16 protein-coding genes are annotated in these 14997 nt (G+C 44.1%); 9 read left to right on the top strand and 7 right to left on the bottom strand.

The features are described 5' to 3' along the window. Positions 1–78: 78 nt before the first annotated feature. Entirely contained in the window at positions 79–966 is an 888-nt protein-coding gene (gene cofG, locus IM496_RS16275; protein ID WP_194017407.1) for a 7,8-didemethyl-8-hydroxy-5-deazariboflavin synthase subunit CofG, read from the bottom strand. A 112-nt stretch (positions 967–1078) separates the two neighbouring features. Between cofG and IM496_RS16270 the strand changes: the two genes are divergently transcribed. Continuing rightward, complete coding sequence (locus IM496_RS16270; RefSeq protein WP_194017405.1) at positions 1079–2743, top strand: transglutaminase domain-containing protein; 1665 nt, start codon at positions 1079–1081, stop codon at positions 2741–2743. On the opposite strand, the gene IM496_RS16265 is transcribed toward IM496_RS16270, so the two are convergent. From IM496_RS16265 to IM496_RS16255, 3 genes are all read right to left on the bottom strand, one after another. Beyond that, positions 2740–3006: a hypothetical protein gene (locus IM496_RS16265; protein WP_104395524.1), complete on the bottom strand. Its 267-nt coding sequence runs from the start codon at positions 3004–3006 to the stop codon at positions 2740–2742. The two genes, IM496_RS16270 and IM496_RS16265, sit on opposite strands and share 4 nt — an antisense overlap. A 352-nt stretch (positions 3007–3358) precedes the next feature. Further along, positions 3359–3946 carry a hypothetical protein gene (locus IM496_RS16260; RefSeq protein ID WP_194017403.1) on the bottom strand — a complete coding sequence of 196 codons (588 nt, stop codon included), beginning with the start codon at positions 3944–3946 and terminating at the stop codon, positions 3359–3361. Beyond that, on the bottom strand, positions 3936–4208 hold the full coding sequence (locus IM496_RS16255) for a hypothetical protein (RefSeq protein ID WP_194017401.1): 273 nt from the start codon (positions 4206–4208) through the stop codon (positions 3936–3938). Before IM496_RS16255 ends, IM496_RS16260 begins: the two co-directional genes overlap by 11 nt. 235 nt (positions 4209–4443) lie before the next feature. Here IM496_RS16255 and IM496_RS16250 point away from each other — a divergent pair, with 235 nt between their 5' ends. From IM496_RS16250 to IM496_RS16230, 5 genes are all read left to right on the top strand, one after another. Beyond that, the gene (locus IM496_RS16250; protein ID WP_502861849.1) at positions 4444–5214 is read left to right on the top strand and encodes a sirohydrochlorin chelatase; all 771 of its coding nucleotides are present in this window, start codon (positions 4444–4446) and stop codon (positions 5212–5214) included. Further along, a complete protein-coding gene (gene folK, locus IM496_RS16245) occupies positions 5211–5675 on the top strand; it encodes a 2-amino-4-hydroxy-6-hydroxymethyldihydropteridine diphosphokinase (RefSeq protein ID WP_194017399.1) in 465 nt (154 codons plus the stop codon). Before IM496_RS16250 ends, folK begins: the two co-directional genes overlap by 4 nt. A 161-nt stretch (positions 5676–5836) precedes the next feature. Further along, positions 5837–7201, top strand: a complete 1365-nt coding sequence (locus IM496_RS16240; RefSeq protein ID WP_194016627.1) for a GTP-binding protein — start codon at positions 5837–5839, stop codon at positions 7199–7201. Between the two features lie 132 nt (positions 7202–7333). Next, positions 7334–7855, top strand: coding sequence for a hypothetical protein (locus tag IM496_RS16235; RefSeq protein WP_287662558.1), 522 nt, complete (start codon positions 7334–7336; stop codon positions 7853–7855). A gap of 180 nt (positions 7856–8035) precedes the next feature. Beyond that, positions 8036–9889 carry a peptidoglycan D,D-transpeptidase FtsI family protein gene (locus IM496_RS16230; RefSeq protein ID WP_194016623.1) on the top strand — a complete coding sequence of 618 codons (1854 nt, stop codon included), beginning with the start codon at positions 8036–8038 and terminating at the stop codon, positions 9887–9889. 674 nt (positions 9890–10563) lie between these two features. On the opposite strand, the gene IM496_RS16225 is transcribed toward IM496_RS16230, so the two are convergent. Then, on the bottom strand, positions 10564–11304 hold the full coding sequence (locus IM496_RS16225; RefSeq protein ID WP_287662557.1) for a PEP-CTERM sorting domain-containing protein: 741 nt from the start codon (positions 11302–11304) through the stop codon (positions 10564–10566). A gap of 486 nt (positions 11305–11790) precedes the next feature. Between IM496_RS16225 and IM496_RS16220 the strand changes: the two genes are divergently transcribed. The 3 genes from IM496_RS16220 (at position 11791) to grrA (ending at position 14337) form a co-directional block, all read left to right on the top strand. Next, complete coding sequence (locus IM496_RS16220; protein WP_287662555.1) at positions 11791–12960, top strand: PQQ-dependent sugar dehydrogenase; 1170 nt, start codon at positions 11791–11793, stop codon at positions 12958–12960. A gap of 88 nt (positions 12961–13048) precedes the next feature. Continuing rightward, positions 13049–13948 (top strand): extracellular substrate binding-like orphan protein GrrP, encoded by a 900-nt coding sequence (grrP, locus tag IM496_RS16215; RefSeq protein ID WP_287662553.1) that lies wholly within the window; start codon positions 13049–13051, stop codon positions 13946–13948. Positions 13949–13962: 14 nt separating this feature from the next. After that, positions 13963–14337 carry a GrrA/OscA1 family cyclophane-containing rSAM-modified RiPP gene (gene grrA / locus IM496_RS16210; RefSeq protein ID WP_002796868.1) on the top strand — a complete coding sequence of 125 codons (375 nt, stop codon included), beginning with the start codon at positions 13963–13965 and terminating at the stop codon, positions 14335–14337. A gap of 32 nt (positions 14338–14369) precedes the next feature. Here grrA and IM496_RS16205 read toward each other — a convergent pair whose 3' ends face one another. Both IM496_RS16205 and IM496_RS16200 read right to left on the bottom strand, forming a co-directional pair. After that, entirely contained in the window at positions 14370–14570 is a 201-nt protein-coding gene (locus tag IM496_RS16205) for a DUF2887 domain-containing protein (protein ID WP_416209704.1), read from the bottom strand. A 29-nt stretch (positions 14571–14599) separates the two neighbouring features. Then, positions 14600–14997, bottom strand: a 398-nt coding sequence (locus tag IM496_RS16200) for a DUF2887 domain-containing protein (RefSeq protein ID WP_287662552.1), incomplete at its 5' end; no start/stop codon positions are given.

Here is a 14997-nt window from a genome sequence, read left to right as displayed (position 1 = left end):
TATGCGGTATTAAGTAAGGAGTGTTAAATGGCATTAACAGTGCTATCTTTTCACTGATTACTGTTTACTGTTTACTGATTACTGATAAACCGGCAGACGCGCCTTTAATTCCCAGCCATAAACTGCCAAAAATTCCTTTAATTTATTGGGGTGTAAATGGAGGTAATCGGGATTAACTTCATCGATAATGCCAATACCGCCTAAATCCCGCGCTCCTGCCGCTAAACAATCCAAGAGAAAAAGAGGATCTGGTACTAAATTCGGGGGAATTTGAATGACAATATCTGGGGGCAAAATTTCCCTAGCTTGTCTAACCAGATCGGGTAATTTTTGCAGATCAAAAGGATTATTTTGCCACTGTTCTCTTTTACCCGGATTATAGGGTTGTAGGATCACTTCTTGAATATGTCCCCAACGTTGATGAATAGTGGCAATAGTTTCTAAGGTTACTAAGCGATCGCATTCTGTTTCACCAATTCCTAATAATAAACCCGTGGTAAAAGGAATTCCTAATTCTCCCGCCCATTGTAACTGTTCTAAACGCAGGGATGGCACTTTACTGGGGGCATGACGATGGACAGTATCTAATAAAGTCACCGTCATTTGTTCTAACATTATGCCCATAGATAGATTGACATTTTTTAGTTTTTCCATCTCAGCCAAAGTTAAAATTCCCGCATTGGTATGGGGATAAAAACCCATATTTAAAGCCAATTCTCCCAAATTATAAATATGCCGAAACCATAACTCTCGATTGGGTGCTAAAGGATGAACTTCGCCGCTAAGAATTAAAATTTCCGTAATTTCCGAACCCTGCAAAGCAGTTAAAATCTCTTTTGCCTTGTCTAAACTTAACCAGCCATCAGTGCCTAAATCCCTGCGAAAATTACAATAACTGCAACGATTGAAACACTCGTAGGTAGGTACAAGGGTATGAGAGGGACTATAGGTGACAATTCTTGACATTTTTTTCAGAATTGGAGTTCATTACGAGCATTCAAGGGCGAGAAAATTTGCTATCGTGGGGAGAATTGCTGTTTTATTCACTTAAAAACGCTCTCCCTTTTCGCTTCCTCCTATGATTTTCGATCCTGCCAGTCTTCCCTCCCATCGTCAAACGATTCGCCCGATTAGCGCCACAGCCCTGCACGGAATTGTATTTCAAGATAACAAATTAATCGCTATCGACGCAAAAAACGGCTATTTATACCAAATTGCCCTCGATACTGGTCATACAACCGTAATTAATTCCCATCGCTGGCAAGAATTCGTCGGGACGACGGGATTGGCAATCGATGATCAAAATAACCTCTGGTTTACTACCCGCGAAAATCTCTACTGCTGCACTCTCGAAGATTTTACCCCGAAATTTTTCACCCGTCTTCCCTACACCGCTAACGGAGTCGCCGTAACTGGTAACACAATTTATGTCACTTGTCAACGTTCTGGACAAATCTTTATATTTGATCGCCAATCGGGACAGGAAATTACTCGTTTGTACGCGCCTGGTATCGGCATCGAAAATATCACCATTCGCGGGGAAGAACTTTGGTTAACGGATACCCTAGAACAAACGGTTTACTGTCTTGATCGCGCCACGGGAGAACAGCTTTTTAGCATGATAACTCCTTTTGAATCACCGACGGGGTTAGCATTTTATCGCGATGCTAACAGTGGCAAGGATATCTTATATGTGGCCTATGCTTTCCAAGAACCCTTTATCCGCGATAATCCCAATTCCGAACAGGTTTACGAACTTAGTTATCGTCCGCGTACTTTTGTCCATCCTCTATATTTTCACTACGATCCCGCTAAAAAATACGCCCTTTCTAATGGTTATCTGATTGAATTATCCTACGTCGAGGAATTAGAACCTCTCTATAATATCGAACTAAAAGATGTGGAATGGCGCATCGCTTTACCCTTAGAAACACCACGGCAAAAAATTCGCAGCGTCGAAGCGGTGGGATTGCCTTTTATTGAAGAAATTCAAGACGGGCAGCGGGTGGCAGTATTTAAGTTCGATCAAATAACCGCCAAACAACGTCATATTTTTGGGTGGAAAGTAGTCTTAGAAGTATGGGGAATTAAATACCAAATTACCCCCAAAGATTGCGAAGATTTACCCCCCTTACCCGCCGATTTTCCCGATCGCTATTTGATCGATAATGATGATCTGGCCATGAATACAGAAATTATCCTCAATGCTGCCGAAGAAGCGATCGGTCGGGAAACCAATCTCCTCCGAAAAGTTTATAGTATTCGTAACTACGTCTATGATCAGCTTTCCTACGGCATCAAACCCAACATCGACACCCCTGATATTGCCCTGCGGCGCGGAGTGGGTTCCTGTGGCGAATATGTGGGTTTATTATTGGCTTTGTGTCGTCTCAATGGTATTGCCTGTCGCACGGTAGGACGCTATAAATGCCCACCCCATCCCCTCGAACGTAATTTACCCCTCGAACCGGATTACAATCACGTCTGGATGGAATTTTATCTTCCCTCTATCGGTTGGGTTCCCATGGAGTCCAATCCCGATGATATTTTTGAAGGCGGTCCCTATCCCAATCGTTTCTTTATGGGTTTAGCTTGGTATCACACGGAAATTGCCAAAGATATCCCCTTTGAACGAATGCTCAGTGAAGGACAACCGGTGTTAAAAACCCAAGTTCCCATCGGCGATTTAGCGATTAATCACGTTCAATTCATCATTCTTGAGGAATTAGCCCCAAAAGACTAGAATTCTGACCCATCATCTAGGATGCCCATTTCTCTATCTCTGGCTTCTTTGAGTTCTTTGACCATTTGCAAACCCGCGCCCACACAGAAGCCCAGAGCTGCCCCGGCACCGGTCAAATAACGTCCATAGATGATTTGATAGCTATAGGGATTTTTATAGTTGACTTGGCTGGGATTGCGTTCAATGCGGCTAATGCCATAACCGATACCTGCTCCGACTAAAGCCGTCACTAGGCCTGAAAATAGAACTAGACGAAAGTTCATGATCTTATCTCCCGATGGACTCTGACTTTAGATTATCGCTGAAAATTAGTTAATGGCAAGCGATCGCAATAATTCGTTATCAAGTGAACCAAATCACCAACAAAACTGGAACTGTGGATAGGAAACCATAGGATTTATCGAATCGTCAAAAAACCAATCTTTCCCTATAGGTAGTTATTGGTAAAAGTTAAGGGCTCTTCTAGCTTCTGTGTGATAAGTTTAACTTACATAGAATCGATCTTTGTGTCCTCTGTGTCTCTGTGGTTCCCTCCACTCCCTCGCCAGCAGGACTGTATCTCAGAATACATTTTACCCACCAAATCCAAAAGAGCCAGTTAAGGTGATTTATCTATTACCAGACTTTTTTTACTCCTGTAGGTAAACCAACTCGCATAAAAAATCTAGCGAAAGCTTGAGATAAATGTTCACGATAGGGAGGACGTAAACGAAGTCTAGATTGCTGTTTATTTTGCAAGAAGGATTCCAAAAAAGTCCTCGGTAAAGTGTACACATCATGAAAATCAACTATTCGATGAGTTAATTTTAGGTCGCCGATTTCTCCTTCGTTGAGCATAGAAAGATTCCATATATAACCATTTTTAATATCATCACAATATCTCCCCCACGCCTTGGCCGTAGGATTTTGTTTCATATTGTTCATGGCCTGTTCCCAATTTTCTTGATATTGGCTGAGAGCAAAGTGAGGGCAAAGGATGACATTGTTGACTTTCTTGTTTTCTAAGTCGCAGCCTTGGGTGATAACAACCAGATCAATCTCAGCTACTTCCACTAAGGATCGAAGGGTTTCAATTTCTGTTTGATTGCTTACCTCAACAGATTTAGAAGCCCAACGAACCACAGGACAATTAAGAATAATATCCCCTTGGGTTAACTCAACATTTGCATCTACCGCCTCATACCAAAGGTCATTAGTTATCATCTTCGATTCGAGACTTATCAATTACAACACAAGGTTTCCAATTGGATTTTTTCTGAGATTTAATGTTCACTTCTTCGGAAAATAAGATTTTCGGTTGATGAGAAACTACAAAAACTCCCCGACAATCCAGTTCATCATCATCATCTTCTGCTGCGTCTATCCGGCAAGATTCTGATGATAAAACTGTAGGTAATTTTACCACTTCTATTAGGGGTGGTTGTTCGTAGGAGGGTAATTGTTTACTGTCTGTTTCCACTTTCACGTTAACTGCCTCGTTGACTAAGTTGGGCGATTAATTAGGTTATACCTCAATATCTAGGCTAACTCAAGCCGGCGGGCTGATTTGCTCACACTTTACATTGCGTAAAATGGTAGCACTTCCCACCAATGGGGACGTTTCCCCCTTACCAGCTAAATTGAGAATATCAGGGGCATTGATGCCTAAAGGGAGACAAAATGTATTAGGCTAAAAACTAAACTATTTTGGCAAGATTTCTTTGAAGACCTCCTCAGCCTACTTATTGGTTTTCCACGGTAGTCGCGATCCGCGTCCAGCCATGGCGGTGACACAATTAGCAGCCTTAGTTCAGGAAAAAATTAGTCAACCCGCCGAAAGATTGGCGAGTAAATCGGAGTTTAGCCCATCTCTAGCGGTTCTAGAAGCAGATAATCGGGTATTAGTAGGGACTGCCGCCCTAGAATTAGCGATAATACCGCTCCATCAACAAATAGAAGCTTTTGCCCAACAAGCACAAAGCCAAGGATGTAACCGGTTGCAGATTATCCCCCTGTTTCTCCTGTCGGGGGTTCACGTTAAAGAAGATATTCCCGCAGCCGTGGACAAAGTGCGATCACCGATCAAGTTAGAGTTAAAGCCCCATTTAGGCAGTTATCAGGGGATAAAATCGCTGTTATCCCGACAATTTGCTGATTTAAGCCCCCAAGACCGCATTTTACTGTCCCACGGTAGTCGTCGCCCCGGGGGTAATCGGGAAGTGGAAAATCTAGCGGCGTTTTTTGGGGCAATTACAGCTTATTGGTCGATAGAACCGAGTTTATGCCAACAAATCGAGATTTTAATCGCTCAAGGTAGCCAAAAAATCGCTATACTGCCCTATTTCCTCTTTGCTGGTGGAATTACGGATGCGATCGAAGCCCAAGTTTTTGAACTATCACAAAAGCATCCAAATGTCAATATGTTTTTAGGTAAATCTTTGGGAGCGACAGGGGAATTAGCCGAGATTATTGTTGAGGAAGGGTGTGGATGAAGCGGGCAGCGATCGCTCTGGGCAGTAATTTAGGGGATTCAGCGACAATTTTAGGGCAAGCTTTAGGGGAATTAGAGCGAGTCAAAGGAATTAAACTAGAAGCTCATTCCCAATGGTATCAAACCGCAGCCGTCGGCCCTCCTCAGCCTGATTATCTCAACGGTTGCGCCATTGTGCAAGTGGATTTATCGCCCTTAGATTTACTGCATAAATTATTAGAAATCGAGCAGTTATTCGGGAGAGTCCGACGGGAAAGATGGGGACCGCGTACCCTCGATTTAGACTTAATATTTTATGAAGACCTGATCTTAGAAACGCCCGAATTACAGATACCCCATCCCCGCTGCCGAGAAAGGGCCTTTGTGCTGCTTCCCCTGGCAGAAATTGCCCCCGATTGGCGAGATCCCGTAACGGGAAAAACTATCCTTCAGCTATTGGGTCAATTGGGATTGGCGGAGTAGGATGTTAGGTGTTAGGGTTTTAGGGTTTTAGTTGAAATTCCCCCATCTCTCCTACTCCCCACACCCCCACGTCCCCATCTCCCCAGATAACCTCATCTCAGTTACCGCCCCGAAACTCTACAATAAAGGCAGCAGCATCAATAAACAGTTAAAAAACAACCGTGACCAAGACCCCATCTCTCCAGGAAACTCATTACAATCAGGCTAAAGCTAGTTTACAACAGGCCTTAACTTGGTATGCCAGTTTTCGCCGTCATTGGAATTATCCCCCCGATCCCCAACTTCAGGCCGCCGTTAAACAGGATTTGCAGTCCTTAAAATCGGCCTTGGATAAACTGGATGAAACGGTGATTCGGGTGGCAGCCTTCGGGTTAGTCAGTCGCGGTAAATCCTCGGTGGTAAACGCTTTAGTCGGTCAAAAAGTCCTGACAACTGGACCCCTGCACGGGGTGACACGCTGGCCGCGATCGGTGCGTTGGACACCAGCCACGGGTAAAATTCAGATAGAATTAATCGATACCCCCGGATTGGATGAGATTGAGGGAGAAGCACGGGCGAATATGGCCAGAGAAGTCGCTAAAAGTGCCGATTTGATTTTATTTATCGTCGCCGGGGACATTACCCGCACCGAATACGAGGCCTTAGGAGAATTGCGCGGGGCGAAAAAACCGATCATTTTGGTGTTTAATAAGATTGATCTCTATCCAGAAGCTGATCGCCGCCAGATTTTTCAGCAGTTACAGAGATTAGGAACCAATCGGGACGAAAAAACGTTAGAAGATTTGTTAACTAGCGATGAGATAGTTATGGTAGCCGCCGAACCGCAACCGATTCCCGTACGGGTGGAATACCCTGATGGGCGCGTGGTGACTGAGTGGGAAACCCCTCCCCCCCAAATTGAGGAGCTGCAAGATAAACTCTTAACGATTTTAAATCGGGAAGGGCGATCGCTGCTGGCCTTAAATGCTTTAGTGCAAGGGCAAGAAGCGGAGGAAAATATCGCTAGAAAAACCCTGGAACTCCGGGACAGTCAAGCGGAGGAAATTATCTGGCAATACGCGAAATATAAGGCTTTAGCGATTGCGGCCAATCCGATCGCTATTTTAGACCTCCTAGGAGCTTCAATCGTCGATTTGACTCTAGTTCGGGCTTTAGCTCGTTTGTACGGCTTGCCTATTACCAGTCACCAAGCTGGTCAACTCTGGCGGACTCTACTTTTCAGTAGTGCGGGGTTGCTGGTGGGGGAAATCCTCGGCACTGTGATTATCGGTTTGGGCAAAACGGCAGCGGCAGCGGCGAGTATTTTTGAAAATCCCACCTCTTTAACCCTCTACGGTAGCACCGCTCTCTTACAGGGAGCAATTGCCGCTTATGGAACCTATACCATCGGGAAAGCCGCTAAAATCTATCTAGAACGCGGTTGTAGTTGGGGGGCATCTGGACCAAGTACGGTGATTAATCAAATTCTCGCTCAAGTTCATCCGCAAACTATCTTATATCGTTTACGTCTAGAGCTAGAACAGTGATTTTAAGGTAAAAAGGAAAAAAGGCAACAGTGATCAATTAAATATTTCCTACTGACTACTGATGACCGACTCCTAATTTTAGAAACTTAATTTTTGACAACGACCACTAGCTAGAAATATTGAGAGAAAATCATGTCTGCTGCCCATAATTCCTATATTCCCGTTCCCGTTTCTCGCCAAAAAAGCCAACCGACTCAACCTCGTCCCCAGTCACCAGTAAATCAGACGACCCCAACAGTAAAACCGACGACTAAATCGGTGGTGAGAGTTCCCGTGGCCCCGACACAAAAACAATTAGCCTCGCGTCAATTACGTTTCCTTTGCCTCCTAGAAAGAATAGTGGCCGTGATTACTTTTTGTCTGTTGGGTTCGACTCTGGGAATATATGCTTGGACGGTATATATTCCCAAGGTTTGGGACAAAGAATTTGGTAAACTAGAAACACTGCAACGTCACGAGCGCCATCTTTTGGCCACCAATGAAACCCTTAAACATCAACTAGCTCAACAAGCAGAAAAACCCGAAACCGGATTAACTCATCCCCAACCCTTCCAGACTATCTTTTTACAGCGTAAATCTACTCCTAACCTGAAACAGGATCCTGCTTCTCAACCCCAATCTACCGTCAATTCTCAACCCAGAAGTGCCTATTAACAGTTATCAGTTATCAGTTATCAGTTATCAGTGGGTAAGTTAAAAGTTATCAGATGTGAGTTTTTAAGTGTGCAGTATTAAATAGAAGTTTCCTACTGTCTTTTTACTGATCACTGATTACTCTGTTTACTGATCACTGTTTACTGATCACTGTTTACTGATAACTGAAAGATACTGCTCATGACTGACACAAAAAGACCCCGATTTAGAAGCAAAGAAACTCGATCGCCCTCGGGCAGAGTCCGGGACAGGAAGTCCTATTTAAACGCCAAAAAACAGCAACAACAGTTTAAAAAATTGCCTTTGAGTAACGGGCGATTAGTGGTGGTGTGGTTGATTTTAGTCATGGGTATTTTGGGGTTAGCTTGGCGACTGTATCAGTTGCAAATAGTACAAGCACAGGAATTGCAAAAAAGAGCCAGACAACAGCAAACCACCAGTATTAGACCCTATATTCCCCGGCGGGCGATCGTCGATAGTAATGGTAATGTTTTGGCGACCGATCGCTTGATTTATACTCTTTATGTACACCCAAAACTGTTCGCTATTTCCCCGGCAGAAGTGGCTGATAAATTAGCTCCTTTATTAAATATTCCCACTAATCAACTCATTCAAAGATTTAAAGAAAAAGAAACAGGAATTCGTTTAGCCAATCAATTAACCGAATCCGTGGCTAGGGGCTTAAAACAATTATCTCTTGACGGTGTAGAATTAGAGGAAAAATACGCTCGTTATTATCCCCAAGACGATGTGGCAGCTGACGTGATTGGCTATGTAGATAAAGAACATCGTGGCCAGGCAGGATTAGAAAGAGGTTCCAGTCAGTTATTAGAAAGAGACCCTTTTTCTGTCAATACAAGACGCATGGGAGACGGGCGAATTTTACCGGCTTTTGTTCCCGATGGTATCTTTCAATTTGATGAATTACAGTTAGAAGTAACCCTCGATTTAAAACTACAAAGAGCAGCCCGGACGGCCTTGCGAGAACAGCTAAAAAAATTTAATGCTAAACGAGGGGCTGTCATCGTCATGGACTCCCTTGATGGTTCTCTTTTAGCCCTAGTTTGTGAGCCAACTTTTAACCCTAATGAATACTATAAAGCCAATGTGGCTCTATTTAAAAATTGGACCGTAGCCGATCAGTACGAACCGGGGTCAACTTTTAAACCAATTATTATCGCCCTGGCTATGGAAGCAGGGGCAATTAAAGCTAATACAGTAGTCAATGATCCGGGGGCAATTACTGTCGGTCCCTGGACGATTAAAAATGCCTCTAAACAGGGTTATGGGGCGCTAGATATGGCCAAAGTTCTGCAAACCTCTAGTAACGTGGCCATGGTGCAAATTGCCCAAAAAATGGGGCGAGTTGATTTCTATAAAAGTTTATTAGGATTGGAAATAAATCAAAGGGTTGGCGTAGATTTACCCGGAGAAGTGGCAGGATATCTCAAACCCGAACCAGAATTTCTGGATAATGCCATTGAATCGGCCACCGCTTCCTTTGGTCAAGGTTTATCCCTAACGCCTTTAAAATTAGTACAGATGCACGGTGCGCTGGCCAATGGTGGCACCCTGGTGACTCCCCATGTGATCAAAGGATTAGCCGACGACCGCGGCCGTTTGCACTGGCAGCCTGATTATCCTAGCAAAAAAGTCTTTTCTCCCACCGTGGCCCGGCAAGTGGTGGAAATGATGGAAACCGTCGTCAGCAAGGGGACGGGGGTAGCAGCCCAAATCCCCGGTTATCGCATCGGAGGTAAAACGGGAACCGCACAAAAAGCTAGTCCGACGGGGGGTTATCTACCTAACGCCAAAATTACCAGTTTTGTCGCGATTTTACCGATCGAATCGCCCCGTTATGTGGTTTTGGTGGTGGTGGATGAACCCAAGGGTGCCAATACTTTTGGCTCCACTGTTGCCGCTCCCGTGGCAAAAACGGTGATGAATACGCTCATTTCCCTCAAAGGTATCCCCCCCACCTCCAAGGTCGTTCCGGCGGGTTCTGCGACCAATAAACCCCCGCGCCACGATTAATTTAAGTGTTGAGGAGAAAAGCCGCTAAATTGTCAGGTAACTCCCATTCCCCATGGGGTTTAACTAGGGCTTGCGGCAAAAAGTTTTTCCTGGGGGCAGGGTGTGGGGTGTGGGGTGTAGGGTTTTACCGATTTTGAGAGGGTCAATTACCTAATTTTCAGGGAAGAAGTACCTGAATTTTCCCCCCGATCCCCGCAATGGCTGGCACTTTTTGAAGGGAAAAAAGTCTAAAAGTCTTACCCAACAAGGTTTTTAGATTTATTTAGCAAACCCTATTTAGTCAATTTTTTCAAGATAAGGGAATCGAGCAATTATTGGGATAAGAAATAAAAACCGATTATATCAATAATGATAAAATCGGGAGAGTCATGGATGAATTCAGAAGTGTTGAATGATAGCTTGATAAAGTAAAAAAGCGACTATCAGATCACATTCTAGTCACACCTAACTGATAATTCCTATTATCATGATGCTAAACTCCTTTGGGGGAATTGTCAAAACAATTTTAAGAAGTTTGAGAGGGTTAGGGATATCTCTCCAGAAGATTTATTGCGGGAATCAGTGGCAGGAAAGCTTGATACCCCTAATTCGGTTAAATTAAGTACCTAAGCAAAATTAATTACAGATCTAAGCCGTTTCCCGTCCCGACTAGGAAATTAATTTTGCACGACTACTTATTGTTTTTGTCGTAACTTTGAAGCGATTCCCAACAGTCCGAAACCTAGCAATCCTAATATCGCGGAAGGTTCGGGAATGGGAGAAGCGTCAAGGGTTACATTATCGAAATTTGTGTGGCTTCCAAATGAGCTCAGATAAATTTCTAATGGCTTACCGATTAGAGGATCGCCGACGCCACCACTGGTATAGCTAACGGTGACACGTTCGAAAGTTCCGGCAGCGGGAGTAACACTGTTGCTAGATACTAGAATATTACCTGCTACAAGTTGGATACTGTTGGCTGGAAAGGCAATAACGTTTCTGCGTCCGATATACGCACTCAAAGTATATCGCGTGTTCGGTTGCAAAACTGCGGAAAGTGTCTGGGCGATAGTTCCCCCGTCACTGTAGGCTACTTGATCTCCATCGGGAACCGGTTGTAGATTGTAAAACCAATTTTGGCCAGTAAGAATTTGAGATTTGGTTGGATCCAAAACCCCCTGATCCGCACCGGGACTATGTGCGTTATACCAGTTACCGATAACGACAGGACTATTGTTATCGGTATAAAATCCGGTCGTCCCCTGTTGGGGAGCGATCGGGTCTTCAAAGCTGTGATTCGCTATGAAAATAGATGCAGCCCTAACTTGCTCCTGCGGAACAATCATCAAACAAGAAGATGCGATCGCTATCTTGAATAGTCCTAGCTTATCGCAACCAGCAAAAGAAATTAATTTCGCTAATACTTTTTGAGTCATAGCCTCTATACTCCAAAGGAAGAGATTCTAGAGTCATCATAGCAACACCTCAAAATTTCAGCAACACCAAGCACTGATCAATCCATCTTTAGAGTTAATTTTGACTCTCGGTCTAATCTGCCTGTCTTGCTGTGACTCGCTTATAAGTTTTTGGGGATGTCTATTGATTGACCATAGGAATACTAAGAATACTAATAGATTGAACGTTTAGGCTCTACACCCAACAGAATATACTAGAAACGGGCCATAGCCTGTCAAGAGTAATTTTCCAAGAACTCGAAGCTATATTTGATCGGACAGTGCTTCAAACCGATGTTCCCTTAGAGCTAACGGTGGGTACGAGGGTAGGAATTCTTGTTGAGAGCGCATTGCCCAATGAAGTCAAACCGCCTAAAATGTTTCTTAAAACTGCCCGGTTTCTAAAATAGGGTGAGCTTGATTAGTCGGGGAAAATTGACCAATATTTGTATGGGGAGTTACCAACTAATGCTTACTTCTCTTAATCGCATTTTCTCGCCTATAGTATCCAGCGTTTTGCTTACCATAATTATCTCCAGTTGTCAAGGTGCAAATGTATTAACTTCGGCGAATAATTCCCAGACAAATCAATGGCAAAAAGTGACCGTAATCGAGGGTTTAGAGCATCCCTGGTCGATGGTTTGGCTACCTAACGGGGAAATCCTGATCACGGAGCGTCCCGGTCGTTTAAGAGTGGTTAGAGAGGGTAAATTAGAACCAAAAGCGATCGCTGGAGTTCCCGAAGTTTTTGCCGTCGGACAAGGAGGATTGCTCGATGTGGCAATTCATCCGCAATTTGCCCAAAATCGCTGGATTTATCTAACTTATGCCCACGGAGACCAGGAGGCTAATCGTACCCGCGTCGCTCGTGCGGTTTATGATGGTGCAAGTTTGCGAGATGTGCAGGTTATTTTTGAAGTTTCCCAGGCAAAAACCGGCTCTCAACACTTCGGTTCGCGGTTATTATGGCTACCGGATGGCACTTTATTGGTAGCGATTGGGGACGGGGGTAATCCTCCCCTACAATTAGCGGGGGATTTAATTAGAAAACAGGCCCAAAATCGGCAAAGTCATTTAGGTAAAATTATCCGCATCAATGACGATGGTTCCACACCGAAAGATAATCCTTTTGCGGGTTCTAAAATTTGGAGTTATGGTCATCGGAATATTCAAGGAATCAGCTTTGATCCGATGACTAGAAGAGTCTGGGCAACAGAACACGGAGCGAAAGGAGGGGATGAATTAAATTTAATTGAAAAAGGAAAAAATTACGGTTGGCCATTGGTTTCTGCTAGTCAAGAGTACGGCACTAATACCCCAGTTTCCAGCGAAAAATCTCGACTAGGTCTGATCGATCCGAAAACAATTTGGACACCTGCGATCGCTCCTTCAGGATTGGTCTTTTATACCGGTAATCGCTTTCCTGATTGGCAGGGAAATTTATTCGCCGGTGGTTTAGTTTCCAGGGATATTCGTCGTCTGGAAGTGGATAAATCCGGTGAAATTATCAATCAAGAAGCGATTCCCATCGGTCAGAGGGTGCGGGATGTGCGTCAAAGTCCCGAAGGATTTTTATACCTGCTCACCGATGAAGGTAACGGTCAATTAATTCGCCTTGAACCGCCATCTAATTTGTAAAAGTTCACAGAAATTATTATGGAAGCCCTGAAGATTTTTTAGCGAATTCTAGTATAGTTATGTTTGTACGGGAGCAAGCACTCGATTTATGAAGAAAATTTTACAGTTAGTGGGACTGGGTTGCATATTACCTATGTTCCTCGCCAGTGCAAGTTTAGCGGAAACAGTGGTGGAAAAAGTGGCTCGCACGGGATTTTTGACCGTAGGAACCCGTTTTGATGCGATTCCCTACTCCTACATCGATGATAAGGGGGAATTGGTCGGCTACTCTATGGATGTGTTGGAACGAATTAGAAAACGATTAGAAACTCGTCTCGGTCGTCCCGTCACCCTGCAAATGGTGGAAGCTAACCAACCCGGAGAGAAAATTAATCTCATTCGTAGCGGGGACATCGATATCGCTTGTAGTACGGCTTTTACTTGGGAAAGGGCGAAAGTTGTCGATTTTTCCATCAGTTACAGCATTTCTGGGATTAGGATTTTAGCTAAAAAAGGTAGCAATCTCTCCACTCCTCAATCCCTAATCGGTAAACGCATCGCCTTGGTTCCCACTTCTGCGGCCGTGGATGTGATTAAATTAGTACAACCGCAAGCGACAATTGTTACTACCTACAGCACCGTAGAAGAAGCCCTCGAAGCTTTAAAAACAGGTAAAATCGACGCAATAGCGGGGGATAGCATCTCTTTAGCGGGAACAATCCTCAGAGATAACCCTAAAATCTACGAAATCGTCCCCGAAGAAGCTCTAGCTAATTTTGGCATCGCTTGCATGGTTCCCGAAAATAACTCTACTTTTTTGGATGATGTCAACTATGCCATTGTTAAAATGATGCAGGATTACATCACCAATGATACGGCCACCGTTAGTCAAATCGATCGCTGGTTCGGTAGTCAAGGCATGGTTCCCATCCCCCCAGAATTATTAAAGGGGTTTTTTGCCTTCAAAGTTATCGAACACGCCCAAATTAATCCCCAAGAAGCCAAATAGGAGCATAAATTCAGGTGAATATCAGCAATAAAACTGGTTTAGTCGGCTTTCTTCTCGCTTTATCTGCCTTCGGTCTGACTAGCACCGCTCAGGCCGCCTCAGAGGAGGCTAATCCCATTGAAGCGCGTTTAAGTCGTCTATCTAGCGCTGTACGCGAACGGGTTAACCAACTGCCGTCCGGTACTGCCGATCCTAGTTTACAAGCTTTAGGCTGGGGAGATGGTGGCAATCGCGGTTGGGGGAATAGTCGTGCTGGCGGTTGGGTAGATGGTCGCGGTGGTAGTTTCGTTAATGCGCGGCCCTGGCGCAATGGTTGGTCTGACGGTGGTGGTTTCTTTAATTCCCGACCGCGCTGGGGTAATGGTGGCGGTTTCTTAAATCGTTGGTAAGTAAGGTTGGGTGAGGGGATAACTTTATCCCCTCACCCAACCCCGGTTTTACGATGAAATCTAGGGTGATTATTTTGAGGCAGAAAGACTCCATCAAGACGAAAAGAAAATTGTTTGACTTCCACTGAGTCAAAGCGGTAGTTATTCGCTTCGCTTATAGGGAGTTGAATTAATTCAAAGAAGATAGAGGGGAATGATTGAAAGAGTTGATAAAAAATCGTGTCAGTTTTCATGCTTTTATTTTACAAGGCGATCGCATTTTTTATGTCCCGTTTTGTATAGCTCTAACTTGTTCAACCTCTAACTCTAAGGCGGATGCAACTTGCTCAAAGCTTAACCCTAAGGCTAACAAACGAGGGACCGCCTCTAATGCTTTGTTTAGTCTGCCTTCCTGACGACCTTCCTGACGCGCTTCCTCGCGCACATCTTGAAAATACTGAGTCTGTTTTAATTCATCTAAACTAAACATAGTTTCTATCTCCCGACGATTGAGAAGCGGTAACTTATAAACAAGAATCGTCTCTATTAATTGTAAGAGTTCTTGTAATTGTAAGAGTTCTTGCGGTTTTTGGTCGGGGGTTAATTCTTCCCGCACTCTTTGGATTAATTTTCGGGTGCTATCAATCGCTTTTGCTTTAGATAGGGTGATTAATTGGACTG

Origin of the sequence: Microcystis sp. M049S2, from assembly GCF_020245625.1 — a bacterium.
GTDB classification, from domain to species: domain Bacteria; phylum Cyanobacteriota; class Cyanobacteriia; order Cyanobacteriales; family Microcystaceae; genus Microcystis; species Microcystis ichthyoblabe_A.
This window is presented reverse-complemented; position numbering and strand designations above follow the sequence as displayed.